The sequence below is a fragment of the Salinibacterium sp. CAN_S4 genome (assembly GCF_015752305.1).
Taxonomy (GTDB): Bacteria; Actinomycetota; Actinomycetes; order Actinomycetales; family Microbacteriaceae; genus Rhodoglobus.
The window spans coordinates 68,751-92,605 of the sequence record NZ_JADOVB010000002.1 but is presented as its reverse complement, the minus strand read 5'-3'; the positions used below and the strand labels follow the sequence as shown (position 1 = coordinate 92,605).

At 65.5% G+C, this 23,855-nt stretch carries 30 protein-coding genes; 23 read left to right on the top strand and 7 right to left on the bottom strand.

Annotated elements, in window-relative coordinates:
• Positions 1 to 21 precede the first annotated feature (21 nt).
• From IWX81_RS06860 to IWX81_RS06850, 3 genes are read right to left on the bottom strand one after another with little or no spacing between them, the layout of a single operon-like run.
• Complete coding sequence (locus tag IWX81_RS06860; RefSeq protein ID WP_199280584.1) at positions 22 to 333, bottom strand: hypothetical protein; 312 nt, start codon at positions 331 to 333, stop codon at positions 22 to 24.
• Positions 330 to 935 (bottom strand): Asp23/Gls24 family envelope stress response protein, encoded by a 606-nt coding sequence (locus IWX81_RS06855; RefSeq protein WP_199280583.1) that lies wholly within the window; start codon positions 933 to 935, stop codon positions 330 to 332. Before IWX81_RS06855 ends, IWX81_RS06860 begins: the two co-directional genes overlap by 4 nt.
• Positions 932 to 1,474, bottom strand: a complete 543-nt coding sequence (locus IWX81_RS06850; protein ID WP_199280582.1) for an RNA polymerase sigma factor — start codon at positions 1,472 to 1,474, stop codon at positions 932 to 934. The genes IWX81_RS06855 and IWX81_RS06850 overlap by 4 nt, the downstream gene beginning before the upstream one ends.
• A 149-nt stretch (positions 1,475 to 1,623) precedes the next feature.
• On the opposite strand from IWX81_RS06850, the gene IWX81_RS06845 reads away from it, so the two are divergent.
• The 10 genes from IWX81_RS06845 to IWX81_RS06800 all read left to right on the top strand — a co-directional run bounded on the left by IWX81_RS06845 (position 1,624) and on the right by IWX81_RS06800 (position 8,322).
• On the top strand, positions 1,624 to 2,046 hold the full coding sequence (locus IWX81_RS06845) for an Asp23/Gls24 family envelope stress response protein (protein WP_199280581.1): 423 nt from the start codon (positions 1,624 to 1,626) through the stop codon (positions 2,044 to 2,046).
• On the top strand, positions 2,043 to 2,231 hold the full coding sequence (locus tag IWX81_RS06840) for a DUF2273 domain-containing protein (protein ID WP_199280580.1): 189 nt from the start codon (positions 2,043 to 2,045) through the stop codon (positions 2,229 to 2,231). The genes IWX81_RS06845 and IWX81_RS06840 overlap by 4 nt, the downstream gene beginning before the upstream one ends.
• A gap of 14 nt (positions 2,232 to 2,245) precedes the next feature.
• Complete coding sequence (locus IWX81_RS06835) at positions 2,246 to 2,551, top strand: hypothetical protein (protein WP_199280579.1); 306 nt, start codon at positions 2,246 to 2,248, stop codon at positions 2,549 to 2,551.
• Positions 2,548 to 3,135 carry a hypothetical protein gene (locus IWX81_RS06830; RefSeq protein ID WP_199280578.1) on the top strand — a complete coding sequence of 196 codons (588 nt, stop codon included), beginning with the start codon at positions 2,548 to 2,550 and terminating at the stop codon, positions 3,133 to 3,135. The genes IWX81_RS06835 and IWX81_RS06830 overlap by 4 nt, the downstream gene beginning before the upstream one ends.
• Entirely contained in the window at positions 3,132 to 3,698 is a 567-nt protein-coding gene (locus tag IWX81_RS06825; protein ID WP_199280577.1) for a hypothetical protein, read from the top strand. Before IWX81_RS06830 ends, IWX81_RS06825 begins: the two co-directional genes overlap by 4 nt.
• A gap of 35 nt (positions 3,699 to 3,733) precedes the next feature.
• The gene (locus IWX81_RS06820; protein ID WP_199280576.1) at positions 3,734 to 3,910 is read left to right on the top strand and encodes a CsbD family protein; all 177 of its coding nucleotides are present in this window, start codon (positions 3,734 to 3,736) and stop codon (positions 3,908 to 3,910) included.
• Between the two features lie 107 nt (positions 3,911 to 4,017).
• Positions 4,018 to 4,653, top strand: coding sequence for a hypothetical protein (locus tag IWX81_RS06815; protein WP_199280575.1), 636 nt, complete (start codon positions 4,018 to 4,020; stop codon positions 4,651 to 4,653).
• An 85-nt stretch (positions 4,654 to 4,738) separates the two neighbouring features.
• The gene (locus IWX81_RS06810; RefSeq protein ID WP_199280574.1) at positions 4,739 to 5,374 is read left to right on the top strand and encodes a hypothetical protein; all 636 of its coding nucleotides are present in this window, start codon (positions 4,739 to 4,741) and stop codon (positions 5,372 to 5,374) included.
• A 148-nt stretch (positions 5,375 to 5,522) separates the two neighbouring features.
• Entirely contained in the window at positions 5,523 to 7,601 is a 2,079-nt protein-coding gene (locus tag IWX81_RS06805) for an acyl-CoA dehydrogenase family protein (protein ID WP_199280573.1), read from the top strand.
• Between the two features lie 10 nt (positions 7,602 to 7,611).
• On the top strand, positions 7,612 to 8,322 hold the full coding sequence (locus IWX81_RS06800; protein ID WP_199280572.1) for a lysophospholipid acyltransferase family protein: 711 nt from the start codon (positions 7,612 to 7,614) through the stop codon (positions 8,320 to 8,322).
• Between the two features lie 18 nt (positions 8,323 to 8,340).
• Here IWX81_RS06800 and IWX81_RS06795 read toward each other — a convergent pair whose 3' ends face one another.
• Together IWX81_RS06795 and IWX81_RS06790 are read right to left on the bottom strand one after the other, a co-directional pair.
• Complete coding sequence (locus tag IWX81_RS06795) at positions 8,341 to 9,948, bottom strand: DHA2 family efflux MFS transporter permease subunit (RefSeq protein WP_199280571.1); 1,608 nt, start codon at positions 9,946 to 9,948, stop codon at positions 8,341 to 8,343.
• Positions 9,945 to 10,736 (bottom strand): tryptophan-rich sensory protein, encoded by a 792-nt coding sequence (locus IWX81_RS06790; RefSeq protein WP_199280570.1) that lies wholly within the window; start codon positions 10,734 to 10,736, stop codon positions 9,945 to 9,947. Before IWX81_RS06790 ends, IWX81_RS06795 begins: the two co-directional genes overlap by 4 nt.
• A gap of 65 nt (positions 10,737 to 10,801) precedes the next feature.
• Between IWX81_RS06790 and IWX81_RS06785 the strand changes: the two genes are divergently transcribed.
• The 4 genes from IWX81_RS06785 (at position 10,802) to IWX81_RS06770 (ending at position 13,718) form a co-directional block, all read left to right on the top strand.
• Positions 10,802 to 11,221: a MarR family winged helix-turn-helix transcriptional regulator gene (locus IWX81_RS06785; RefSeq protein ID WP_199280569.1), complete on the top strand. Its 420-nt coding sequence runs from the start codon at positions 10,802 to 10,804 to the stop codon at positions 11,219 to 11,221.
• 28 nt (positions 11,222 to 11,249) lie between these two features.
• Complete coding sequence (gene ypfJ, locus IWX81_RS06780) at positions 11,250 to 12,125, top strand: KPN_02809 family neutral zinc metallopeptidase (protein WP_199280568.1); 876 nt, start codon at positions 11,250 to 11,252, stop codon at positions 12,123 to 12,125.
• Positions 12,122 to 12,784: an MOSC domain-containing protein gene (locus IWX81_RS06775; RefSeq protein ID WP_199280567.1), complete on the top strand. Its 663-nt coding sequence runs from the start codon at positions 12,122 to 12,124 to the stop codon at positions 12,782 to 12,784. Before ypfJ ends, IWX81_RS06775 begins: the two co-directional genes overlap by 4 nt.
• Positions 12,785 to 12,845: 61 nt before the next feature.
• Positions 12,846 to 13,718 (top strand): TerC family protein, encoded by an 873-nt coding sequence (locus IWX81_RS06770; RefSeq protein WP_199280566.1) that lies wholly within the window; start codon positions 12,846 to 12,848, stop codon positions 13,716 to 13,718.
• A gap of 18 nt (positions 13,719 to 13,736) precedes the next feature.
• Here the strand turns inward: IWX81_RS06770 and IWX81_RS06765 are convergent, their stop codons facing one another.
• Positions 13,737 to 13,886, bottom strand: a complete 150-nt coding sequence (locus IWX81_RS06765; protein WP_199280565.1) for a hypothetical protein — start codon at positions 13,884 to 13,886, stop codon at positions 13,737 to 13,739.
• Positions 13,887 to 14,195: 309 nt separating this feature from the next.
• Here IWX81_RS06765 and IWX81_RS06760 point away from each other — a divergent pair, with 309 nt between their 5' ends.
• The 4 genes from IWX81_RS06760 (at position 14,196) to IWX81_RS06745 (ending at position 17,133) form a co-directional block, all read left to right on the top strand.
• Positions 14,196 to 14,933, top strand: coding sequence for a GAF and ANTAR domain-containing protein (locus IWX81_RS06760; protein WP_199280564.1), 738 nt, complete (start codon positions 14,196 to 14,198; stop codon positions 14,931 to 14,933).
• A 189-nt stretch (positions 14,934 to 15,122) separates the two neighbouring features.
• Positions 15,123 to 16,196: a 2,3-butanediol dehydrogenase gene (locus IWX81_RS06755; RefSeq protein ID WP_199280563.1), complete on the top strand. Its 1,074-nt coding sequence runs from the start codon at positions 15,123 to 15,125 to the stop codon at positions 16,194 to 16,196.
• 85 nt (positions 16,197 to 16,281) lie between these two features.
• Positions 16,282 to 16,488, top strand: a complete 207-nt coding sequence (locus IWX81_RS06750) for a hypothetical protein (protein WP_199280562.1) — start codon at positions 16,282 to 16,284, stop codon at positions 16,486 to 16,488.
• Between the two features lie 18 nt (positions 16,489 to 16,506).
• The gene (locus IWX81_RS06745; RefSeq protein ID WP_199280561.1) at positions 16,507 to 17,133 is read left to right on the top strand and encodes a DUF2461 domain-containing protein; all 627 of its coding nucleotides are present in this window, start codon (positions 16,507 to 16,509) and stop codon (positions 17,131 to 17,133) included.
• Between the two features lie 38 nt (positions 17,134 to 17,171).
• On the opposite strand, the gene IWX81_RS06740 is transcribed toward IWX81_RS06745, so the two are convergent.
• Positions 17,172 to 18,215, bottom strand: a complete 1,044-nt coding sequence (locus IWX81_RS06740) for a LacI family DNA-binding transcriptional regulator (protein ID WP_334593412.1) — start codon at positions 18,213 to 18,215, stop codon at positions 17,172 to 17,174.
• Between the two features lie 202 nt (positions 18,216 to 18,417).
• Between IWX81_RS06740 and IWX81_RS06735 the strand changes: the two genes are divergently transcribed.
• The 5 genes from IWX81_RS06735 (at position 18,418) to IWX81_RS06715 (ending at position 23,831) form a co-directional block, all read left to right on the top strand.
• Complete coding sequence (locus tag IWX81_RS06735) at positions 18,418 to 19,773, top strand: ABC transporter substrate-binding protein (RefSeq protein WP_199280560.1); 1,356 nt, start codon at positions 18,418 to 18,420, stop codon at positions 19,771 to 19,773.
• A gap of 88 nt (positions 19,774 to 19,861) precedes the next feature.
• A complete protein-coding gene (locus IWX81_RS06730; protein ID WP_442977641.1) occupies positions 19,862 to 20,764 on the top strand; it encodes a carbohydrate ABC transporter permease in 903 nt (300 codons plus the stop codon).
• A complete protein-coding gene (locus IWX81_RS06725; RefSeq protein ID WP_199280558.1) occupies positions 20,761 to 21,585 on the top strand; it encodes a carbohydrate ABC transporter permease in 825 nt (274 codons plus the stop codon). Before IWX81_RS06730 ends, IWX81_RS06725 begins: the two co-directional genes overlap by 4 nt.
• Before the next feature lie 63 nt (positions 21,586 to 21,648).
• A complete protein-coding gene (locus IWX81_RS06720; RefSeq protein ID WP_199280557.1) occupies positions 21,649 to 22,638 on the top strand; it encodes a glycoside hydrolase family 68 protein in 990 nt (329 codons plus the stop codon).
• Positions 22,635 to 23,831, top strand: a complete 1,197-nt coding sequence (locus tag IWX81_RS06715) for a serine hydrolase domain-containing protein (RefSeq protein WP_199280556.1) — start codon at positions 22,635 to 22,637, stop codon at positions 23,829 to 23,831. The genes IWX81_RS06720 and IWX81_RS06715 overlap by 4 nt, the downstream gene beginning before the upstream one ends.
• Positions 23,832 to 23,855 lie beyond the last annotated feature (24 nt).

Genomic DNA, 23,855 nt, shown 5'->3' with positions numbered 1-23,855 from the left:
TGTCGGCTTCAGTGACGCCCGTCAGCTCAGGATGCGGCTGATCCGCACCGTCACGGTGGCCTCGAGGCCGGCCGGGATCGCCGCGAGCAGTGCCGCGGACACCGCCGCAGCGGTATGCGGTGCCTGCACGCTGGAGGCCACCCCGATGCTCGCGGCAACCTGCCACACTCCCTGCACCGACCGCACGGTCACGAGAGTCCCACCTTCGGGCCCCTCGGTGAGCTGGCGAACGACCGAGACGACAGCCGGAGCAGTGGAGTAGAGCGACACCACTCCCGGCACGTTCCTCACGACGATGTCGAGTTCTGAGGCGAGGGCCTCCGGATCGATCATGATGCGTCTCCATCCGCCGCGGGCCGGGTGACGATGTGCACGTCGCTGACTGTCACATCGATGGTGCCGATGCTGAGCTCCGTATGCGCGAGCAGTCGGGTGTACACCCGTTGCCGAACCTGTTCCGCGAGTTCGAGTACTGGTGTCTGCAGCACCACGCTGATCGCCAGGTCGACCGTCACGAGTCCGCCGACGACATCCACATCCCCTTCGAGAGTGCAGCTGCCGACGAGCACTCCATCGACGGAGTCGCCCGCTGACCTGATCAGCTCGCGGATAGCTCCCTCGGTCACGCTCAGTGATGCCCGCGGGTCCGGGGCGGTCAGCGGGATATCGCGTCCGGCGCGCACTTCACGGCTGATCGACTCGAGAAGCCCGCCGAGCCAGCCCTCTTCGAGCATGGGATGCTCGCGCTGGTCCTGGGCGACCAGGTCCCGTGTGAGCGAGCCCATGCGCTCCATACTGGCGAGCATCGCCTGGCATTCCGGGCTGTTGTCGATCGCCGCAATAGCGGGGGTCCGCCCTCGGTCGAGGTAGTCGCTCAGGTCATCGAGGGTGAATCCGGTCTCCCCGATGCCAGCCGATCCGGCATCCATCGTCATCGCCACGCCTCCATGTCCTTCACGACCGTCGCGCGGGCCCTGGCGAGCTTGCCGCGCACCGTCACCACCGACATCCCGAGCCGTTCGCCGATCTCCTCGTAGCTGAAACCGCCCACTTCTTTCAATACCCAGCACTGGCGCTGCCCCTCGGGCAAGTGCGCGAGCACCGCAGACAGTGCGTCGAGCCTCGACGACGATTCGGTGCGGTGCTCAGGGCCGAGACCGGGGTCTTCCGCGCGTTCGTCATCCAACTCATCGGATGCCCGCCGCGACCTGATCTGGTCTGTCGCCTTTCGGGACACGACGCTCACGAGCCACGACCGCACCCTGCTCGGATCCTCGAGGGTATGCAGCTGGTTCCACGCGGTGATGAGTGCTTCCTGCACTGCATCGTCCGCGTCTGCGGCGGAACCGGTGAGCCGGATCGCGTACGCCCGCAGGAAGGGGCCGTGACGACGCACCAGCACCTCGAAGGCGACAGCGTCACCGTCGGCGGACCGCTGAGCGAGCAGCGCATCCCCGGCCGAAGCGAGGCTCATGGGCAACCTTCCGCGCTCAGCTTCTTCTCAGAAAAATGTTCAGATCCGACCGTGACGTTTTCCTCGCGGAATGCGTCTCCTTAGCAACAACGATAGCGGCAGACGCACAACACGAAGCCGTCATTCGACCCACAACTAAGGAGAACATCATGGTTGACAAGACCCCCATCATCAGCACCGCCACCACGACGGGCGCGGCCTCAGGCAAGACCACAGTCGTCGACCCCGTCGTCGCCAAGATCGCCGGAATCGCTGCCCGTGAGGTCCCCGGTGTCTTCGCCCTCGGCGGCGGCGCGGCTCGCGCCATCGGCGCCATCCGCGAGGCCATCGGCGGAGCCGACCTCTCGCAGGGCATCAAGGTCGAGGTCGGCGAGACCCAGGTGGCCGTCGACATCAGCATCGTCGTCGAGTACCCGCAGCCCCTCCAGTACGTGGCCGACGGCGTTCGCGCCGCGGTTGCCACCGCCATCCAGCAGCTCGTCGGCATGGAGGTCACCGAGATCAACGTGACAGTCTCCGACGTGCACATTCCGGGCGAGGAGCCGACCGAGGCCGAGGCTCGCGTTTCATGACCGGCACCGTAGTCGGCGCCGCCGCGGGCTTCCTCCTCGCGGTGACCGCGCTCCTATTCGGGTTCTGGGGCTTCCTCCTCGCGTTGGTTCTCGCGGCAGTCGGCGCCATCATCGGTGCCGTGGTGAGCGGTCGACTCGACCTGCGCGCCGTCACTGAGGCGGCTCGCGGCCGTCGAAGCGCCTGATGCTCCCGGGTCGGGTGTCGATCACCCCCAGGGCGCTCGAGCACACGGCCGCCGCTATCGCCGCGGATCACCTGGGCGTCGATCGCTCGACGGTATCGGTTCGACTCAGTGATCTCCGCGGCCAGCTGGCCGTGGCGATCACCTCCCCGCTGCGAGTGTCCCCCTTGGGGCGCGGGTCGACCGTCGGAATGGTGACCCGGTCGCAGGATGCCCGTGAGGCCATCTCGCGCGACCTCACCCGCATCGGCGGATCGACCGTTGGCACAGTGACTTTACGCGTGACAGGCGTGTCGATGATGGAAAGTTCGAGAGTGATATGAGTCCCATAGCTGCGCCACCCGCCGAGGCGGCGACCTATCGCCGCATCATCCGGCGCGAGCGTCATAACTCACGCTCGGTCGCGGTGTCGATCACGCTGGCCCTGGTGGCTCTCGGCCTCGCTTATGTCACTGTCGAGCTGGTGCTCGGCGCGCTGGAGCTTCCGGCGCTGCTGGTGGCACCGGTCGACGCCGTGGCCGTGCTTAATGAGCCGACGGTTCCGGTGATCGCCGGGTCAGCTGTGGCAGTTGCGATCGGCCTCGTGCTGCTCATCATCGCGCTGGCGCCGGGTCGCCGAGCCCGGCACGAGATCCCCAACACACGAATGGCTGTGGTGGTGGATGACGTCGTGCTGGCCGGGGCTCTCGGCCGCGCGGGCCGCGTCGCGGCATCCGTTCCCGCCCAGAGGGTTCGCACCACCGTCACGGCTCGCCGGGCACTGGTGTCGATCACCCCGACGAGTGGCATCGAGGTGGACGCGGAGGCGACGGAAGCCGCCACCAGCCGCGTTGCCGCCGAACTGGCAGCCAAACCGCCACTGACGGTCTCAGTGTCCATCGCACAGTCAGGAGTAGTGGGTTCATGAGCTCGAGCAACCGTTTTCTGAATCGCCTGCTCCTCGTCGTCGTCGGCCTTGCCCTCATCGGCATGGGTGGATGGCTGCTCGTAGCGGCCTATCCCCAGGTGCTGTCCGTAGTTCCGGGCCTGCCCGAAACGCTGCCGGCTGTGCCCGAGACCACCGTCCCCGTGCTGTGGATTGCCGCGGTCGTTACAGCCGTGCTGGCGTTCCTGTGTCTGCCGTGGGTATTCACCCGTGGCCGTGGCCGCATCTCCTACCTGCTGCAGGAAGAGGGCGCAGCCGGTTCCGTTTCGTTCGACAACGCCGTGGCCTCACAGCTCCTCGATGATGCGCTGGGCACACAACCCGACGTGATCTCGGTGAAGGTGACATCGCACAGAGTGCGCCGTCGCCCGGCGCTGGCGATCGCGCTCACGGCTCGCAACGGTTCTGATCTGCCGCGACTCCTCTCAGCGGTCACCGATGCCGTCGAGCAGCTGGATGCAGTGGTGGAGCAGAGAATTCCGGTGTTGCTGCACGTGACATCCGGGGTGCGTGCGAGTTTCGCACGCGAACAGCGTGTCACCTGACCGGGTGCGCGCACCACAATCGAAAGGAGCATCTCATGGGTGCAGACGACAAGATCAAGAACGCCTCACACGACCTGCTCGGCCAGGGCAAGGAAGCTGTCGGAAACGTCACCAATAACGACAAGCTCGTCGCTGAGGGCAAGGCCGACCAGGTCAAGGCCGCAGCAAAGGATGGCGTCGAAGACGTGAAAGACGCCGTCAAGAACAACTAAGTCCTGCATCGCAGAAACTGCCGGCCGGCCCCTCGGGGTCGGCCGGTTTCTGCTTATGGCGGTCGGCGCCGGTCGCGCCAGGCGATCCCATCGCTATCGTGGGAGCCATGATCCTTCCCGAAACTGTGACGGTCGATGAGGGGCTGACCGTCGTCGGTGCGTCTCCAGAGCTGTTGGAAGAACTGCTGGACTTTCTCGATGTCGAGACCACGAGGCTGGGGGTTTCAGTTCGGGATGCACTCCTTCCTGGTCTCGCCCGCCAGCAGGTGCAGGATGAGTTCGGAGCGGTCGGGCTTCAGGCCCCGGAAGAGCTGATCACCTGGTGGGGCTGGAGCAATGGCGTGAGGCCGGGTGTGATGGGCACTCGATCATTCGAATTTAACTCGCTCCAGACCACGCTGGGCTCCTGGTCCCGGGAAGTTCACGGCTCCGGCAACAACGACGGCACCTGGAACCCGGAATGGCTGCGTGTGCTGGGTCCAGGAAACTATGGCGTTCTGGTGAGCTGCGCAGCCGTGGACGGCCCTCCCTTGGTTCGCGATAGCGACGGGGCGCTAGGAACCGCGGTCTGGGATACCGATAACCAAGTCGTATCCCTGTGCACGCCCGTCACCTGGTGGATCCATGCCAGACAGCGCGGCTGGACCACCTGGACACCCGCGCCAGGAGGACAGAACGAGTGGATGGTCGACTGGGAAAAGTTCCCCCTCGAATGGCGACTCACTCAAATCCCTCAATACTGAAGCCCGCGCAACTGTAAATTCTTGCGAAGAGGAACCGGCCGGCCGGGGCCAGTCGCGCGGGGCTCCCCTCGCTATCGTGGGACCCATGATCCTTCCCGAGACTGTGACGGTCGATGAGGGGCTGACCGTCGTCGGTGCGTCTCCAGAGCTGTTGGAAGAACTGCTGGACTTTCTCGATGTCGAGACCACGAGGCTCGGGGTCTCAGTTCGGGATGCACTCCTTCCTGGTCTCGCCCGCCAGCAGGTGCAGGATGAGCTGGGCGCTGTCGGGCTTCACGCCCCGGAAGAGCTGATCACCTGGTGGGGCTGGAGCAATGGGGTGAGGCCCGGCGTGATGGGCACTCGATCATTCGACTTCAACTCGCTTCAGAAAACGATCAAAATGTGGACACTCAAGACACACGGCGCTGGCAACAATGACGGCACCTGGAACCCGGACTGGCTCCTGGTCCAGGGCCCGGGGACGGACGGCGTTTTAGTGAACTGCTCAGAAGCAGACGGCCCACCGCTGGTCCGCGATTGCGAAGGTGCGATCGGAACAGCCGACTGGGACACCGACAATCAGGTCGTATCCCTGTGCACACCCGTCACCTGGTGGATCGAAGCCAGACAGCGCGGCTGGACCACCTGGACACCCGCGCCCAGCGGACAGAACGAGTGGATGGTCGACTGGGAAAAGTTCCCCCTCGACTGGCGACTCACAGAGATCGCCACGATCTAGATCCTGTCTCGACCATATCGCTACCCCACAAACCGCGCGATCTGAAATTGTGGGGTATCCACAAGCCCCGGAAGACCGTCCCGACCGCCGTTTGGTGCCTCCCTACCGACTTCGTGCGGTCGCGAAGGGCCGGACGTACCGTAGTTTCATGACCCAGCTCACCGACCGCCCCGCACAGTCAGCACCGATCGCCGACCCGCAGTCCCCAGCGACTCCGACGGTCGACGTCGCAGCCCTCGGGGAGCACCTCATGGGCCGCTGGGCAGACGTGCGTCGCACCGCGCGGGCGCTCGCGGCACGCCCCGACGTGAAGCGCATCGAGGGCCAGTCCATGGCTGAGCACCGTGAGCGCACGATGGGCCAGTTGCACGTGCTGGTCAACGAAAGGGCTGTGCACCGCGCCTTCCCGAAGTCGGTGGGCGGCGACGAGAACCACGGCGGCAACATCGCCGGATTCGAGGAGCTCGTGCTCGCCGACCCTTCGCTGCAAATCAAGTCCGGCGTGCAGTGGGGACTGTTCGGGGCTGCCGTGATGCACCTCGGCACCGAGATCCACCACCAGAAGTACCTGCCCGGCATCATGAACCTCGAGATCCCCGGCGCGTTCGCCATGACCGAGACGGGACATGGATCGGATGTGGCGGCTGTCGGCACCACGGCGACCTTCGATGTGCACACCGGCGAGTTCATCCTGAACACCCCGTTCCGCGCCGCCTGGAAGGACTACCTCGGCAACGCGGCAGTCCATGGCCGCGCCGCTGTCGTCTTCGCCCAGCTCGTCACCCAGGGCGTCAACCACGGAGTCCACGCCTTCTTTGTGCCGTTGCGCGACGACAACGGCTTCCTGCCGGGAATCGGCGGCGAGGATGACGGCCTCAAGGGCGGGCTAAACGGCATCGACAACGGTCGACTGCACTTCACCGACGTGCGCATCCCTCGCGAAGACCTGCTCAACCGCTACGGCAACGTCGCTGAGGACGGCACGTACTCTTCACCGATCGAGAGCCCCGGCCGCCGCTTCTTCACCATGCTCGGCACACTCGTGCAGGGCAGGGTGTCGCTGGATGGCGCGGCCGTCGTGGCCAGCAAGCTCGCGCTCACCATCGCCGTGACCTACGGATCGGAGCGCCGGCAGTTCACCGCAGGCAGCGAGTCGAACGAGGAGGTCATCCTCGACTACCAGCGCCACCAGCGCAGGCTGCTGCCGCGACTGGCCACCACGTACGCGATGTCGTTCGCGCACGAGGTGTTCCTCGCCAAGTTCGATGACGTCTTCAGCGGCGCGCACGACACTGATGCCGACCGCCAGGATCTCGAGACGATCGCCGCAGCGCTCAAGCCGCTGAGCACGTGGGCCGCTCTCGACATCCTGCAGGAGTCTCGCGAGGCCTGCGGAGGGCAGGGATTCCTGGTGGAGAACCGCCTCACGTCCCTGCGTGCTGACCTCGACATCTACGCCACGTTCGAGGGCGACAACAATGTGCTGCTACAGCTGGTGGCCAAGCGACTGCTCACGGACTACAGCCGCAAGTTCGCCCACGCCGGCCCCGGCGTCATGGCGCAGTTCGTCGTCGACCAGGTCAACGAGGCCGCCATCAACCGCACCGGACTGCGGGGGCTCGCGCAGAGCGTGCGCGACTTCGGCTCGACCGCGAGATCGGTCGGCAACATCCGCGACGAGGATTCGCAGCGCCAGCTGCTCACCGACCGGGTGCAGACCATGATCGCCGAGATCGCGGCACGGCTCCGCCCGGCATCCAGACTCGCCAAAGTGGAAGCTGCTGCCCTCTTCAACTCCCACCAGAACGCGCTCATCGAAGCAGCGCGAGCCCACGGCGAGTTGCTGCAGTGGGAGGCATTCACCGACGGCGTGAACGCGATCGAGGATGCCGGCACCAGGCAGGTGCTGACCTGGCTGCGCGACCTGTTCGGCCTCTCCCTGATCGAGAAGAACGCCGCGTGGTACCTCATCCATGGCCGCATCTCGGGCCAGCGCGCCCAGGCGATCACGTCGTACATCGATGACCGCCTGCTGCCGCGGCTTCGTGGCCACGCGCTCGATCTGGTCGCTGCCTTCGAATTTACCGCTGAGCACATCGGGGCACCGATCGCGCTCGGTGCGGAGAAAGCGCGCCAGGATGAAGCGCGTGACTACTATCGTGCCCACCGCGACGCGGGAACCGCGCCGGTCGACGAGAAAAGCCTCGTAAAAGGAAAGCGCGCCTAGGCTTGACCCGATGATCAAATTCATGGCTCGGGCGTTCTTCGCGCCGGTCGCACGACTGGTGTTCCGCCCGCGCATCATCGGCAAGAACAATGTGCCGACGACAGGGGCAGTCCTGCTCGCCAGTAACCACCTCTCGTTCATCGACAGCGTGGTGGTGACTCTCGTCGCCCCCCGCTCCATCTCCTTTCTCGCAAAGTCCGAGTACTTCACCGGCACGGGCGTCAAGGGATGGATGTCTCGGGCCTTCTTTACCGGAATCGGAGCGATCCCGGTGGAACGTGGTGCTGGCCACGCCGCGCAGGAGGCTCTCGACAGCGGACTGAAGGTGCTGCAGGACGGTGGCGCCTTCGCGATCTACCCCGAGGGCACGCGTTCCCGGGATGGCAGGCTCTACCGTGGCCGGACCGGCGTCGCGTGGCTGGCACTCACCGCCGGCAGTGTCGTGATCCCTGTTGCGCTCACCGGCACCGAGAACCTGCAGCCCCCGGGCGCGAAGTGGGTCAAACTGGCGCGCGTGACGGTCGAGTTCGGGGCTCCGATGGACCTGTCCGCCCACGGGCCCGCGACCTCGGGTCGCGCCAGGCGCACCGCTACCGACGATGTGATGGAAGCGATTCAGCGGATGAGCGGCCAGGAGTTCGCTCACGAATACAACGAGCCGCCGCCCGTGACGGTAGCGGAGCGGGTACGCCGCGTGTTCCGCCGGCGCGGCCGCCACTAGTCCGTCGTCGAGGGAGGCCTAGGGGCGCTGCGGTTCGGCTGCTGCCTTCTCGCGCGACTCCACCGGTCGCGATTCCCCGAGCCTGAGGGTCGCCAGGAACCCGAGCGCCAGGAAGCCGGCGGCCGCGAAGGCCGCGTACCTGGTCGCGTCGCTGAAGGCGGCGCGTGCGTCTGCCGCGGCATCCGGAGACTGAGCATCGAGCCCGGGGATCGCGGTGCCGGCCGAGTCGACGACAGCATCCACGATCTGGATGCGCGCAGCTTCGGGAATCTCGGGTCGGTCGTCGAGCCTGGCGGCCAGTCCGGCGCCGAGCGAGGAGAACAGAATGGTGCCGAGGATGGCGATGCCGAGCGCCGAACCGACCTGGCGGGCCGTCGACTGTGTACCGGAGCCCTGCCCGCTCTGCTCGACCGGCACGTCCATCAGCACGACGCCCGTCAGCTGGGCCGTCGCGCTTCCGACACCGAAACCGTAGACGAAGAGGCCGGGCACGACCTGCCACCACTGCGCATCCGGGCTGATGGAGAGCGCGACCATCACGACGCCGACAATCTCGGCGATGATGCCGATCCGCACGATCAGCACCGGCGCTATGCGGTTGCCGAAGGCGCCGGCGAATCCGCTGGCCACGAACGAACCGATGGCGAGGGCGAGGATGACCAGTCCGGTCTGCAGCGCGTCGTAGCCGAGCACGTTCTGCAGCCACAGCGGAAGGGAGAGGATGATGCCGAACTCACCGAGCGAGACGATCATCGCGGCGATGTTGCCGTTGCGGAACGAGGCGATGCGCAGCAGCCCGAACGCGAGCATCGTCGACTGGCCGGCCCGCTCCCGGCGCAGCCCCCACGCGATGAACGCCACGAGGGAAACGAGAGTCAGGGCGAAGACGAACGGGATCGGGGAGACATCCAGCGTCCAGAACGCCGGCGGGGTGTCGCTGAAGAACCAGCCGAATGTGCGGCCCTCGATGAGCCCGAAGACGAGGGAAGCGAAGAGCACGACAGACAGCGCGGCTCCCACGATATCCACTCGCCTTGGCGCACCCTGCTCGCGTGATTCGAGCGCGAACACGAGCACACCGATGACGATGATCACACCGAGAGGGACGTTGATGCCGAACGCCCAGCGCCAGGAGAAATAGGTGGTCAGCCAGCCGCCGAGCAGGGGGCCGACAGCGGCCATGCCTCCGATGGTCGAACCCCAGACCGCGAAGGCGATGGCCCGTTCCCTGCCGCGGAACGTCGAGTTGATGATCGACAGCGATGACGGCAGGATCATGGCGCCGCCGATGCCCTGCACGAGCCGTGACGCGATCAGCAGGTCTCCGCTGGACGACAGCGCGGCGAGGATCGAGGCGAGCGCGAAGATGACGACGCCGATGAGCAGCATCCGGCGGCGACCGAACCGGTCGGCGAGTGTGCCGAACACGAGCAGCAGCGAGGCGAACACGAGGGTGTAGCTCTCCTGCACCCACTGCACCTGCGTCGAGGTGATGCCGAGCTCATCGACGACGGACGGGATCGCGACGTTGACGATCGTCGAGTCGACGATGATCAGGGCGACGGCGACGCTGATGAAGACGAGGCCGATCCAGCGCCTGCGGTCGGGGGCGGCGGTCTCGCTCATGCTGCTTTCACCGCACCGCTCGTGAGCCGGATGATCGCCGTGACGGCGACGATCACGATGACGGCCGCGATGGCCGCGATGCCGGCCGGTGTGGAGATGAGTTCACCCGTGAGCCGCCCGACGGCGACCCAGGCTATTCCCCAGCTGAGCGAGATCGCGGGAGCGATGCGCCCTTTCCCGATGATGGCGAGCATCACTCCGACGGCGGACGCGACGATCAGCACAAGCACGGCCCACGCATCCGGAGACAGCCCGAAGCCGTCGAATCCCGCGGCGGTGAACACCGCGGCGGCGTTGGCGGCGGTCGCGATGCTGACCCAGCCGAGGTAGAGACCGATGGTGCCGTCGGTCAGCAGGGCATCGATCGCGCCGCTCGGCCGGTACCTCAGGCACAGTACGAACGACCAACCGAGCACACCGAGAAGCAGGGCGATGATCGGCAGGCTCAGCGGCAGCAGGTCGAACTGCACACTGAGAATCCAGGCCGCGTTCAGGATGAGGGATGCCGCGACCCAGTATCCGAGTCGACGGTGTCGCTCCGCGCTCGACTGCCTGGGCAGGAACTGCCAGACCGCGTACGCGATGAGCCCGAGGTAGATCACGCTCCAGATCGAGAAGGCCGGAGTGTCTGGCGCGATGGGCGTCGACGTCGCGCTGAGGGCACCGCCCGCGGCATCCTGGATCGGAGTGCCGCCCGCTGCGCCCGAACCGACGAACGACCCGATCACGGCGATGACCGCGCTCGCGCCGACGGTGATCTGGCGCACGACGTCGCGTGTTTCCCTCATGGTGGCCTCCCGGGCGGCAATTGATAAGCTGGCTTACTAAATTACCGTAGCACTGGGGGCGTCGCATGTCAGAGTCCGTCGACGACTGGCCGCTCGGGCGGCTGCTGTCGATGGCGGCGCGGCTCGTGGAGCACTCGTGGAATGACGCCCTCGAGCAGCGCGGACTCACTCACGCGGGGCTCATCACCCTGCACTTCCTCGATGGCGGTCCGCTCAGCCAGACCGAGCTCGCGCGGTTCGCGAGGGTCGAGAACCAGACGATGTCGCGCACGGTGGAGCGCCTGGAGCGCGAGGGGCTCGTGCGTCGCGAAGCCGATCCCCGCGACCGTCGACGGCAGATCGTGACGAGGACCGACGCGGGAACGGCGGCGTGGGCATCCACCCGCGACCTCGAAGCCGAGCTCTTTCCCCGGCTCGAGCACCCCGAGACGTTGCGTGACCAGCTCGTGGAGATCATCCAGCGCTCCTCGGAGGGTCGCTGGTAGAGAGGGTCGCTGGTAGTACCGTCGGACTATGACGTTCAACGACAACGCGCGCATCAATCCCGACAAGGTGTCCCGGCGTGGCCGCAACACCGGCATCGCGGTCGGTGGCGGCGGTGGTCTGCTCGTCGTCGTGCTGTTCGTTGCCTCGCAGTTTCTGGGGGTCGACCTGACCGGGCTCGCCGGTGGGGGCACCACCGGCGGTGACCAGCAGGGCGAACCTCTCACCGAATGCACCACGGCCGAAGCCGCCAACAACGGCATCGACTGCCGGATCGCCGGCGCGGCCGACTCCCTCGACACCTACTGGGAGGGCGAGTTGCCGGCCCTCGGCCAGACCTACCGCACCACGAACGTCGTGCTTTTCACGGGGCAGGTGAATACCGGATGCGGCGGCGCCACCAGCGCAACCGGTCCGTTCTACTGCCCGCCCGACGAGCTCATCTACGTCGACACCGCCTTCTACGACGAGTTACGCAACCGCTTCGGCTCCACGGGCGGCCCGCTCGCGGAGATGTACGTGATCGCGCACGAGTGGGGTCACCACATCCAGAACTCCACGGGCATCATGGACGGTCTCGACCTGCAGACCTCGGGGCCGTCATCCGACTCCGTGAGATTGGAACTGCAGGCAGACTGCTTCGCCGGATCGTGGGTGGGCGCCGCGTCCACCATCAAGTCCGAGACCGGTGCGACCTTCCTCGACCCCGTGACCGATGCGCAGATCGCCGATGCGCTCAGCGCGGCATCCGCGGTCGGCGACGACCGCATCCAGCAGTCCACCCAGGGTCAGGTCACCCCGGAGACCTGGACTCATGGCTCGAGCGAGAAGCGCCAGCAGTGGTTCACGACCGGCCTGAACGGCGGCCCGAACGCGTGCAACACGTTCGAGGTGGCGAACCCGTGACCGGTGCGAGCCTCGCCTCGGTGAACATCGGGTCGAGCGCGCCCAACCCTCACACCGATGCCCGGCTCACCGGCATCAACAAACTCGCGCAGCCAGGCCGGTGGGAAGTGCGTGCTCCCGGTCCGAAACGGGGTGGACTCGGCAGCGGGCTCGTGGGTGACTTCGTCGGCGACTCCCGCCATCACGGCGGGGATTCGCAGGCCCTCTACGCCTACGGTCGCGAGCAGCTGGATGACTGGGAGGCGCGGCTCGAGCGCGAACTGCCCAACGGTTTCTTCGGCGAGAATCTCACGACACACGGGCTCGACGTCAACGGGGCGAGACTCGGCGAGATCTGGCAGATCGGCGACACCGTGCAATTGAAGGTCACCACGCCACGGCTGCCGTGCAGGACGTTCAGCGGATGGGTCGGCGAGGCCCGTTGGGTGAAGACGTTCACGGCCGCTGCACGCCCCGGCGCGTACCTGAGCGTGGTCACGCCGGGCTTCATCGGTGCGGGTGACGAGATCACGGTCATCCATCGCCCGTATCACGAGGTGACGATCGAGCTGAGCTACCGTGCGACCACCCTCGAGCGCGAACTGCTGCCGCGGCTGCTCGAGGCCGGAGACGACCTCGACCCCGAGCTCCGCGACGCCGCGACAGGCACCGCCCGCTGATCCGTGCTCATGATGTGGCGAGTTGTAGATTCGGGCGCCCTCGCTTCTATAGTGTTTTGCTGTGGACCTATCCCTTGAGCTTTCTCCCGACCTGATCGTCGCGTTCCTCACACTCTTCGTGCTGGAGATCGTGCTGGGCATCGACAACGTCATCTTCATCTCGATCCTGGCGAGCAAGCTCCCGGCCGAGCAGCAGGCGAAGGCCCGCAACCTCGGACTGTCGCTGGCCATGCTCACCCGAATCGGGTTGCTCTTTCTCGCGTCGTGGATCATCTCGCTCACGAACGACCTGTTCGAGCTGTTCGGGATGGGCTTCTCGGGACGCGACCTGATCCTGATCGTCGGTGGATTGTTCCTGATCTACAAGGCCGTGCTCGAGATCCACGAGAAGCTCGAAGGGGCCGGGGAGAAAAGTGGCAATGGCAAGGCCGTGACCTTCGGGGCCGTCATCGCCCAGATCCTGCTGCTCGATATCGTCTTCTCGTTCGACTCGGTGATCACCGCCGTCGGCATGGTCGACAGCCTCCTGGTGATCATCGTCGCCGTGGTGCTGTCGTTCGGTGTGATGCTCTTCTCGTCGAAATACATCTTCGCCTTCGTCAACAAGCACCCCACCGTGAAGATGCTCGCGCTTGCTTTCCTGGTGCTGATCGGCGTGACCCTGATCGCCGACGGCTTCGAGGTGAAGATCGACAAGGCCCTGATCTACGTTCCGATCGCGTTCGCGATCATCGTCGAGGCCCTGAACCTGACCTACAAGTCACGCCAGGAGAAGAAGTCGGGTACGCACGTCGACCCCGTCGCGCTGCGTCAGGCCTATTCGACGGCTCCGGATGGCGATGCCAGAGCCGCGGCGACATCCGGTGCTGGCGGCAGTGGTTCGGTGACCATCTCGACGAAGCCGGTCACGGGGACCCCGACCGACCCCGAATAGCTAACGCCGCACGAGTCGCTACTTCGTGAGGACGGGTTCGTTCGAGAAGTTCGGCACCAGGTCGGGGAACGCGATCGCGGCGATGATCGTCAGAGCGGTCAGGATGACCACGATGCCGATGCCGGAGAGTGCGACGAGACCGAGGACGCCGATTGTGCGAATGACCATGCCTCAACGGTACCGCGCATTCGCGGTCGCGGTGCGCTCTCGAGGGAAGGTCCCGGTCATATCGGCATCTCGCCTTCGACGCCGGCCCGAGCGGATCCCGCGGGCACAATTCTCATCATCCGACTAGTCTTGCGGCACGGCGGTCACGTCCACCCGGACTCTTCCGGAACCTGCCGGGGTTCTCAGATCCAGCGACGGTTCATCGAAGCTGTTCGGGGCGCACGCAGTGCCGTCACCATCGCACCAGGTCGTCGAGCGCACGCTCAGACTCGATGACCTGCCTCGCTGACACCGAAGGAAGAGAACAGCATGGACGGCACCTCCCGCGAGACCCGTGTCAACGCTGCATTCGTCGCGGTCGCTGACACGCTCACCACCAACTACGACATGGTGGACCTGCTGCACACCCTCGTGCAGGAGTGTGTCGGCATTCTCGGGATGCAGGCCGGCGGGCTCATGCTCGTCGATGGCAGCGGCGAACTCCAGCTCATGACATCGACGAGCGAGGCGGCCGGCTTCGTCGAGGTGATGCAGCTGAACGCCTCGGCCGGGCCCTGCATCGATTGCTTCAGAACGGGCACGGCGGTCTCGGTGAAAGAGATCTCCGACTCGGCACTCTGGCCCGCCTTCCGTGCCGCGGCCTCGCAGCACGGGTTCCGGTCCGTGTTGGCGACACCGATGAAGCTGAGGGGCAGAATAATCGGCACCATGAACCTGTTCGGCACCCATCCCGGCGAGGTCAACGCGAGGGATGCCGCGGTGGCGCAGGCGCTCGCCGATGTCGCCACCATCGGGATACTCCAGGAGCGGGTCATCCGTGAGAGCCATCTCATGGAGGAGCAACTGCACCGCGCGCTCGACAGCCGGATCATGATCGAACAGGCCAAGGGTGTGATCGCCAACGAACTTTCCCTGAACATGGACGATGCCTTCGGCCTGCTGCGGACCTATGCGCGAGATCGAAATCTGACCATCAGGTCTGTGGCGAAACAGGTTAGCAACCGTGACGTCAGGGTGCGCGAGATCGCCACAGCGGCTCGACCGTGAAAATGGCCGTCACCGCGGCGATGTCGGGCTACACCGCGGCGTGATACTGTCCAGCTAGTTGCTCCAAACCCTGGCAGCGGAACGTGATCCGCGATCGACCAGGGATTGCCGTGGCTGCCTCAGCACGACTCCCGCCTGGATCCGTTCATGGAACGCACCAGATATCCAGCGAGAGAAAGAGTTGATCCCATGAAGGCTGCACGTTTCCACGGTCGCGACGACATCCGAATCGACGACATTCCGGCGCCGGAGTTGCGTGCGGGGGCGGTGGCGATCGACATTGCGTGGTGCGGAATCTGCGGCACGGACCTGCACGAATACCTCGAGGGCCCGATCTTCATTCCGGCCGCACATCAGCCTCACCCCCTTACCCGCGAGGAGGTTCCCGTGACGATGGGTCACGAATTCTCCGGAACCGTCAGCGCCCTCGGCGAGGGTGTCACCGATCTCACCGTCGGCGACAGTGTTGTCGTCGAACCGTATTTCGTCTGCGACGAGTGCGCGCCCTGCCTGGCTGGACACTACAACCTGTGCACGAAGATGGGGTTCATCGGCCTCGCCGGCGGCGGTGGTGGCCTGAGCGAGAAGGTCGTCGTCGACCGCAGGTGGGTGCATCCTGTCGGCGATATCCCGCTGGATCAGGCCGCTCTGATCGAACCGCTTGCCGTCGGCCACCATGCCTTCGTGAGGAGCGGTGCGAAGAAGGGTGACACTGCGTTCGTCGGTGGAGGCGGTCCCATCGGTCTTCTGCTTGCCGCTGTGCTCGCGGCAGAAGGCATCACCGTCATCATGTCCGAGCCCGGAGCCGCTCGCCGCGCCATGGCTCTTGCGACCGGTGTCGCGCACCACGTCATCGACCCTTTCTCGGAGGACCCTGTCGCGAAAGTGCTCGAGCTGACCCACGGCGCAGGGGCCGACGTCGCGTTCGAGTGCTCGAGCATCAACGCCGTGCTCGACCAGCTCTTCGACGCGGTCAAGCCCGCCGGCGTCATCGTCAACGTCTCGATCTGGAGTTCCCCGGCGAAGCTCGACATGCAGAAGCTCGTGCTCAAGGAGATCGACCTGCGTGGCACTATCGCGTACGTCAACGACCATCCGGCGACCATCGCTCTCGTGCAGGCGGGGAAGATCGACCTGGAACCGTTCATCACGGGCCGCATCGCGCTGGACAGGCTCGTGAAGGACGGCTTCGAGACCCTCATCAACCACAAAGAAACAGCAGTGAAAATCATCGTCAGCCCGACGATGGCGGACAGCGACTGAGTCCGCCCCAGTGCTCGAGGTTGCCCCGCTTCCTGCGACACTGGATGTGAGGACGCACCTCGCGACCTCGGCAACGGAGGACATCATGAGTTCAGGAACAGGTTTCGAGTATCCCGACGAGTCGATCGACCCTGAAGAGATCGTGACCAACGATGCTGTGGCCGGAGAGCCGGTCGAGCCGACCGGTCACTATGCCGGGCCCGAAGGTTCTGAGCCCCTCGAGGCGACTCCCGTGTACGACGAGCACTCCGACGATTCCGACGACGGACCGACCGACCTCGAGAGCGAATAGCCGCGACAGCGTCCGCACATGACGTTCGACGGATTCGGCCCGGGCGCGCTCGACTTCTTCGCTCGACTGAAGAAAGACAACACCAAACAGTTCTTCGACGAGCACCGGGCCGAGTACGAGAGCAGCATCCGCCAGCCCATGGAGGACCTGCTCGGGGCGGCCGAAGCGAAGTATGGCAGCGGCCGTGTCATGCGACCGAACCGGGATGTGCGGTTCAGTGCGAATAAGGAGCCGTACCGCACCAACGCGAGCATGTGGGCCGGAACCGTCGGAGGTGTCTACCTCAGCCTGACTGCGGAAGGGCTCGAGGTCGGTGGAGGGCTCTATGGTCCCAGCCGCGACCAGCTCCAGCGCGCCCGCACAGCCATCGATTCCCAGCCTCTCGCTGCGTCAGCGCTTCGTGACATCGTGTCGGACCTGGCCAGACGCGGATTCGAATTCGCAGGCCCAGCGTTGACGACGGCGCCGCGAGGCTACGACAAAGATCATCCCAGCATCGAGTTGTTGAGACTGAAGCACTTCGCGGCCCTCGAGAAGCTGCCGGTCTCCACTCCGGCGACCTCGATCTTCGCGACGTGGGAACGCGTGGAGCCCCTCATCGAGTGGTGCGGAACGTACGTGGGGCCCGCGCTCTCCTGGCCGTGACGTGTTCGCAACGGCCGGAAGCCGACCTCGAGGATGAATCAGGCGGGAGCGGCGGCGATCGACGACCGCAGGACGACCGGCATGGGGACGAGGATCTGGCCGGTCGGGTGGTCTGACAACAGGGCCTCCACCGCGCGCTTTCCCATCTGCACGTGGGGCAGGCCCACGGTCGTGAGGCCCGGCCGGAGGTAGGCGGCGAGCTCGTCGTTGTCGAACGAGACGACCGAGACATCCTGGGGCACAGACAATCCGGCTTCGGTGAGGGCCTGGTACGCACCGAACGCGATGCGGTCGTTCATGCACAGCAGCGCGCGGATGTCGTCCCGTCGCTCCAACAGGGCCCGGGTCGCCCGGTAGCCTTCGTCGGGCTCCCAGAGCCAGATCGACTCCTCGGCGACGAAGGTGAGACCCTCTGACTCCATGGCGCTTCGGATGCCAGCCACGCGGCGAGACACTGTCGCCGATCGAAACGCATCCCTCTCCACGTCGTCGTTCTGTCCCATGAGCGCGATTCCCGATCGGTGACCCGCCTGCACGAGCAACCGGACGGCCTGGGCGCCACCCTCGAATTCGTCGGGCAGCACGGAGGCCGGGAATCGCGGGTTCGTCGCGTTCAGCATCACGACGGCTGTGCCCGCTGGCAGGTCCGGCACGAAAAGCTCGCGGGCTCGCATGGTCGCGAAGATGATCCCGTCGACCTGTCTGTCGAGCACCGCGGCGATCGCCTCGGCCTCCCTCGCGGGATCACCGCCGGTTTCGAGCACGAGCACGACGTGCCCTGCGGCTTCGGCCGCTTCGAGTGCTCCCTTGATCAGTCCGCTCGCGAAACGGGTGGTCGCGACGAGGTCGGAGATGAATCCGACGGTCAGGGTCTTGTCGGTGCGAAGCCCGCGGGCGGCGATGTTCGGTCGGTAGCCCAGTGCTTCAGCCGCGGCGTTGACGCGATCGTGCGCGTCCTGTGAGAGCCGCGTATCCGGGCGCCCGTTGAGAATCATGGAGGCGGAGGTCGGCGACAGTCCGGCGAGCCGCGCTACATCGGCAAGGGTCGCTCTCTTGCTCGCCATCGAGCCGTCCTTTCCCATGTCCGCATAGTAGCGATCTCGAGGTGATGCTTGACAACCCGAAGCGCCCACCGCAATATTAGTAGTGCTAAAAGGATTTAGCACGCACCAATCGACAGTGATGTCGATACACCGGCCCACATTCAGGCCCATCTCCACCTACCAGGGGTGTCGATGGAAGGCCACAGTCTGCACAATCACAGAAGACAAAGGAGTCAACGAGATGTCATCCTCCCGACCCCGCGCCCGTTTCGGGCGTGGACCCGTGGCCTTTGCGGCGATCGCTACCGCGGCCACCATCACCCTGGCCGGTTGCGCACCGGGCAGTTCCGGCCCCGCTGAAACCAATTCCGTCGACGTGAGCACCGAGCTCACGACCGAGGATGTCGTGCTGACGATCGCCGATGAGACGGGCTTCCCCCTCACCGACGATCTCGCCGCCGAGTTCACCAGGCAGTACCCGAACGTCACGTTCAACGTGACGCGCGACACCTTCGCGAACCTCACGGCGAACGCGCCGAAGCTGCTCGCGAGCGATACTCCGCCCGACCTCATCCGCCTCCCCACCATCGGCGACACCGTCAAGGATGGCCTGCTAGCAAACCTCGACGCCTGGTTCGACGCCTACGGGTGGGACTCCTGGTCCGAAGCACAGCTCGCACCACTGCGCATGAGCGAAGAGGGGATCCGAGGATCCGGTTCGCTCTACCAGCTCGGTCTCGGATACAGCATTACCGGTATCTACATGAACACGCAGCTCGCAGACCAGCTGGGAATCGACGGACCCCCGTCGACGCTGGCTGAGCTCGAAGAGGACTTCGCCACGGCGAAGGCCGGCGGCGTGCTTCCGATGATGGAGGGCGACAAAGACGGCGTCGTGAACTTCGTCGTGCAGGCCGCGATGAACCAGTACGCAGACCCGAAGGAGATGATGGACTGGATCCTGAACGAGCCTGGTGCGACCTACGACACGCCCGGCAATGTTCAGGGCGCAGAGCTCATCAAGAAGTGGGCGGATGCCGGTTACTTCCCGAGCGACATCAACTCGATCGACTACGCGACGTTCGTGAGTCGCTTCCAGGGTGGCGAGGGTCTCTTCACCTTCAACGGCAACTGGGCAGCGGCCGACACTCAGGCGAAGATGGGCGACAACGTCGCGTTCTTCCTCGTGCCGCCGGTGGAGGAGGGCGGAAAGTATGTCGCCATGGGCGCGGCCAACTCCTTCTCGGTGGCGGCGGGCCCGAAGAACCTCAACGAGATCGCCTTCTTCCTCAACTGGCTACACACTAACGAGGAGGCCCGGCAGATCGTCACCGACGTCACAGGCGCGTCACCGGGTGGAGACCCGTCGCAGGAACAACCGACGGTGGCAGCAGGATCATTGATCGAGGACGCCCTCGCGATGTCTGCCCAGGTGTCAGCCGATGACGGGCAGGTCGACTTCATGGCCAATGCGACAGCAGGCATCTACGCCGGAGCGATCATCCCGGAGTCGCAGCTGCTGGTCACCGGCCAGATCAGCGGCCAGGACTTCGTGACAGCCGTCCAGAAGTTCTACGAAGACGAACTAGCCGGCTGATCGTGGAAGACCGCAATCGAGATCTACACTTCGGCAGCACGCGATCATGTGCCTGGCGTGATTAAGGAAAGTTGACGTGACGACATCGATTGCGCCCCGTCGGGCTGCTGCTCGCGCAGCAGCCCGACGGCGAATCCTCCGGGGATGGTTGTTTTCCCTCCCCGCCCTGATCGCCTACTGCGGGTTCGTGATCTACCCGCTGATCCTCGGCATCCAGTACTCCTTCTACAAGTGGAATGGGGTAGGCCCCTCGGAGTGGGTCGGCCTCGCCAACTACATCCGGGTGTTCACCGACGAGACGCTTCTCGCCTCGATCGGCAACGCCTTCGTCTTGATCGCCTTCTTCACGATCATCCCGGTCGCGTCAGGGCTCGTACTTGCGACCCTCATCCGATCCATGAAGCCGGGGCCTTTCTCGAGCCTGTCGCAGACGATCCTGTTCCTTCCCCAGATCATCCCGCTGGCTGCCGCCGGCATCGCGTGGTCGTGGATGTACGCCCAGACCGGTGCCGTCAACCAGCTGCTCAACGCGGTGGGTCTCGGTTTTCTGGCCCGACCCTGGCTCGGAGACTTCCAGACAGCGCTGCCAGCGGTCGGCCTGATCGGTTCATGGGTGCTAACCGGGTTGTGCACAGTGCTGTTCCTGACCGGAATCGGAAAGATCGACCAGTCGCTCTACGAAGCCGTGCGACTGGACGGCGCGAGCTGGTGGCGCGAGTTCGTCACCATCACCATCCCAGGCCTGCGCCAGGAGATCGCGGTGCTCGTGACCATCACGATCATCGCTGCACTAAGCAGCTTCGACATCATCTACACGACGACCCTCGGAGGGCCCGGTCGCGCGACTCTCGTTCCCGGAATCTCCATCTATCGGATCGGATTCACTCAAAGTGACGTCGGGCTCGCGTCTGCCTTCGGCATCGTGCTCATGGTGATCGTGCTGGCCTGTGTGCTTCCCATCCAACGACTGGCGAGAGCGAACGACCGATGATTGTCAACAGGACCGAAAAAGTCGTCGGACGCGTGGTGCTCATCCTCGTCCTAATTGTCACTCTGATCCCGTTGGTGAACATGCTGTCTGCGGCGCTGCAGCCGGCAGACACGAACCCCACGGGGCTGACCTTCCCGACCGATCCGCAGTGGATCAACTTCGTCACGGCCTTCAACACCGGGAACGTGTGGAGGCTGATGGGCTCGAGCCTGTTCATCGTCATCTTCGTGGTGCCGATCAGTCTCGTCTTCGCGACGCTGGCGGGCTACGCCCTGGGAAACCTGCGGGTGCGTGGTGGCAGGTTCATCTTCATCTTCCTGATTCTCGGGCTCACGATCCCGTTCGAAGCCCTCATCATTCCGCTGTACTACGAGATCCAGGCGCTGGGCGTGCTGAACACCCAGTGGGCGGTGATCCTTCCCCTCATCGGTCTGTACATGCCGTTCAGTGTCGTGTGGATGCGCGCCCACTTCATCGGCGTTCCGCCCGAGCTGTCGGAGGCGGCGCGAGTCGACGGTGCCACGACGTTCCAGGAGTTCCGTCGCATCCAGCTGCCACTGGCGCGCCCGGCGCTCTCCGCGCTCGCGATCCTGCTGTTCCTGTGGACCTGGAACCAATTCCTCCTGCCTGTCGTGCTGATCGCCGACCCCTTGAACCGCACCGTGGCCGGGGCGCTGACCTTCTTCCAGGGGCAGTATTACTCCAGCATCCCCCTGCTGAACGCGGGGGCGCTCATCATCATCGTCCCGACCATCGTGATCTTCGTGATCTTCCAGCGACAGTTCATCGCCGCTCTGCTCCAGGGTGCCGTCAAGGGCTGACGGCACCAGCGTGCACCGCCACCCGCGGATCGCTTCGTCACGCCCCTCGAAAGAATCGACACGATGACATTCACCCTCGACACCCACTGGGTGTGGGACTTCTGGCTGGCCGATGACGGCGACCTGTTCCACATGTACTATCTGCATGCCCCGACATCGCTGGGCGATGAGCACCTCCGGCACCGCAACGCCAGGGTCGGGCACGCGGTCTCACGCGACCTCGCCACCTGGACGGATCTCGGGGTCGTGCTGGGGCACGGTGTCGCCGGTGATTTCGATGAGACTGCGACGTGGACGGGAAGTGTGGTGCAGGGGCCGGATGGAGTCTGGCGGATGTTCTACACCGGCTCACGCTTCCTCTCGCCCGATTCGCACGCGAACGTCGAGACCGTGGGGGTCGCCACGTCGACCGACCTGCACTCGTGGTCGAAATCGCCGGGTCCGATTCTGACGGCGGACAGCCGCTGGTATGAGACCCTCGGCGACTCGAGCTGGCCCGAAGAGGCGTGGCGGGACCCGTGGGTGTTCGCTGACCCCGAGGGCACCGGCTGGCACATGATCCTGACGGCGCGAGCGAACCACGGGGACGAGCTCGACCGCGGGGTCATCGCGCACGCCACATCCGGCGATCTCGACACCTGGCGGGTGCAGCCACCTCTCTCGAAGCCGGGTTCAGGATTCACGCACCTCGAAGTTCCGCAGGTGGCCACGATCGGGTCGCGCGCGATCCTTCTCTTCAGCTGCGACAGCTCGGCGCTGGCCGGTCGGCGTGCGGGCCTGGCCGGAGGGATCTGGGCGCTCGAAGTCGACTCGGAGGCCGGGCCGTACCCCGCCGAACGGGCGACGCTTCTCGCTCCGGAGTCGTTGTACAGCGGCCGCGTCATCCGGGACCGCACCGGCGGCTGGGTCATGCTGGCTTTCGAGAACAGCACTGAAGACGGCCGATTCGTCGGCGCACTGTCTGATCCGATCCCCGTCGAGTGGTCGTCGCCGCACGGACCACTGGTCTTTTCTGTAGTCGCATCGTCAGCAATAAGGGGAGAACTCGTATGACCGTCACCATCTCCGGAGCTTCGGCCCCAGGATTCGACTCAGTGAGGGCGGCGTTCGAGGCCGCGTTCGACGGCAAGCCCGAGATGGGAGCCGCACTCGCGATCCGTGTGGATGGCGAGCGGGTCGTCGACCTCTGGGGCGGGGTCTCGCACGAGCGCACGGCAGCACCGTGGCTCGAGCAGACTCCGAGTGTGATCTTCTCGTGCACCAAGGGCATCAGTTCGATCCTCGCCGCCCGACTCGTGCAGGAGGGCAGGCTCGGCTATGGCGACAGGGTGGCCGACTACTGGCCGGAGTTCGCGGCGGCGGGCAAGGCCGACGTGCGCATCAAGGACCTGCTTTCGCACCGGTCCGGCCTCTCCGCCCCGCGCGAGTCGATGACCACCGAACAGATCGTCGACTGGGACTTCGTGGTGGCGAGCCTCGCGGCACAGGAACCGCTCTGGGAACCCGACACGGGATACGCGTACCACGCACTCACGCACGGGTGGCTGATCGGCGAGGTCATCCGGCGGATCACCGGCCAGAGTGTCGGCGAGTACTTCCATTCGCTCATCGCGGAACCGCTTCACGCCGACGCGTGGATCGGGCTGCCCGAGGGGCTGCATGATCGCGTTGCGCACATGCACGTGGGATCCACTCTCGCGACGCTGATCGTGAACCAGGCTGCAGCCCGCACGCCGGGTGTCATCGACTGGAGTGAGCAGGCCATGACGCTCGGAGGTGCGCTGGATCCGGCGCTCGTGACCGTCGATAAAGACTTCAACAGCCCGGCCATCCAGTCGGCCGAGATTCCGGGAGCCGGGGGCATCGCCACGGCTCGGGCGCTTGCGAGCATCTGGTCGGCGACCATCGTCGAGACCGACGGAGTGCGACTTCTCGAACCAGACGTCATCGCCGAAGCCACAGTGACGCAGTCTGAGGGCAGCCCGGTCTGGGATGTCCCTGGGCCGTGGCCGCGGTGGGGGATGGGTTTCCAGCTCGACAGCGAGGCCCGTCGCTACACCGGTGACCGGGCGTTCGGGCACGATGGTGCCGGCGGACAGGTGTCGTTCGCCGATCCGGAATCCGGGGTGGGATTCGCGTTCCTGACCAACCAGATGGAGGCCATCGACGACGTGCGGGCAACGCGCATCGTCGACAGCCTCAGGGAGATCCTGCGTAGCAACAGGGGCGCAGTCGGGTTTGCCTGAACCTCACTCTCCGTTCACCGGGAT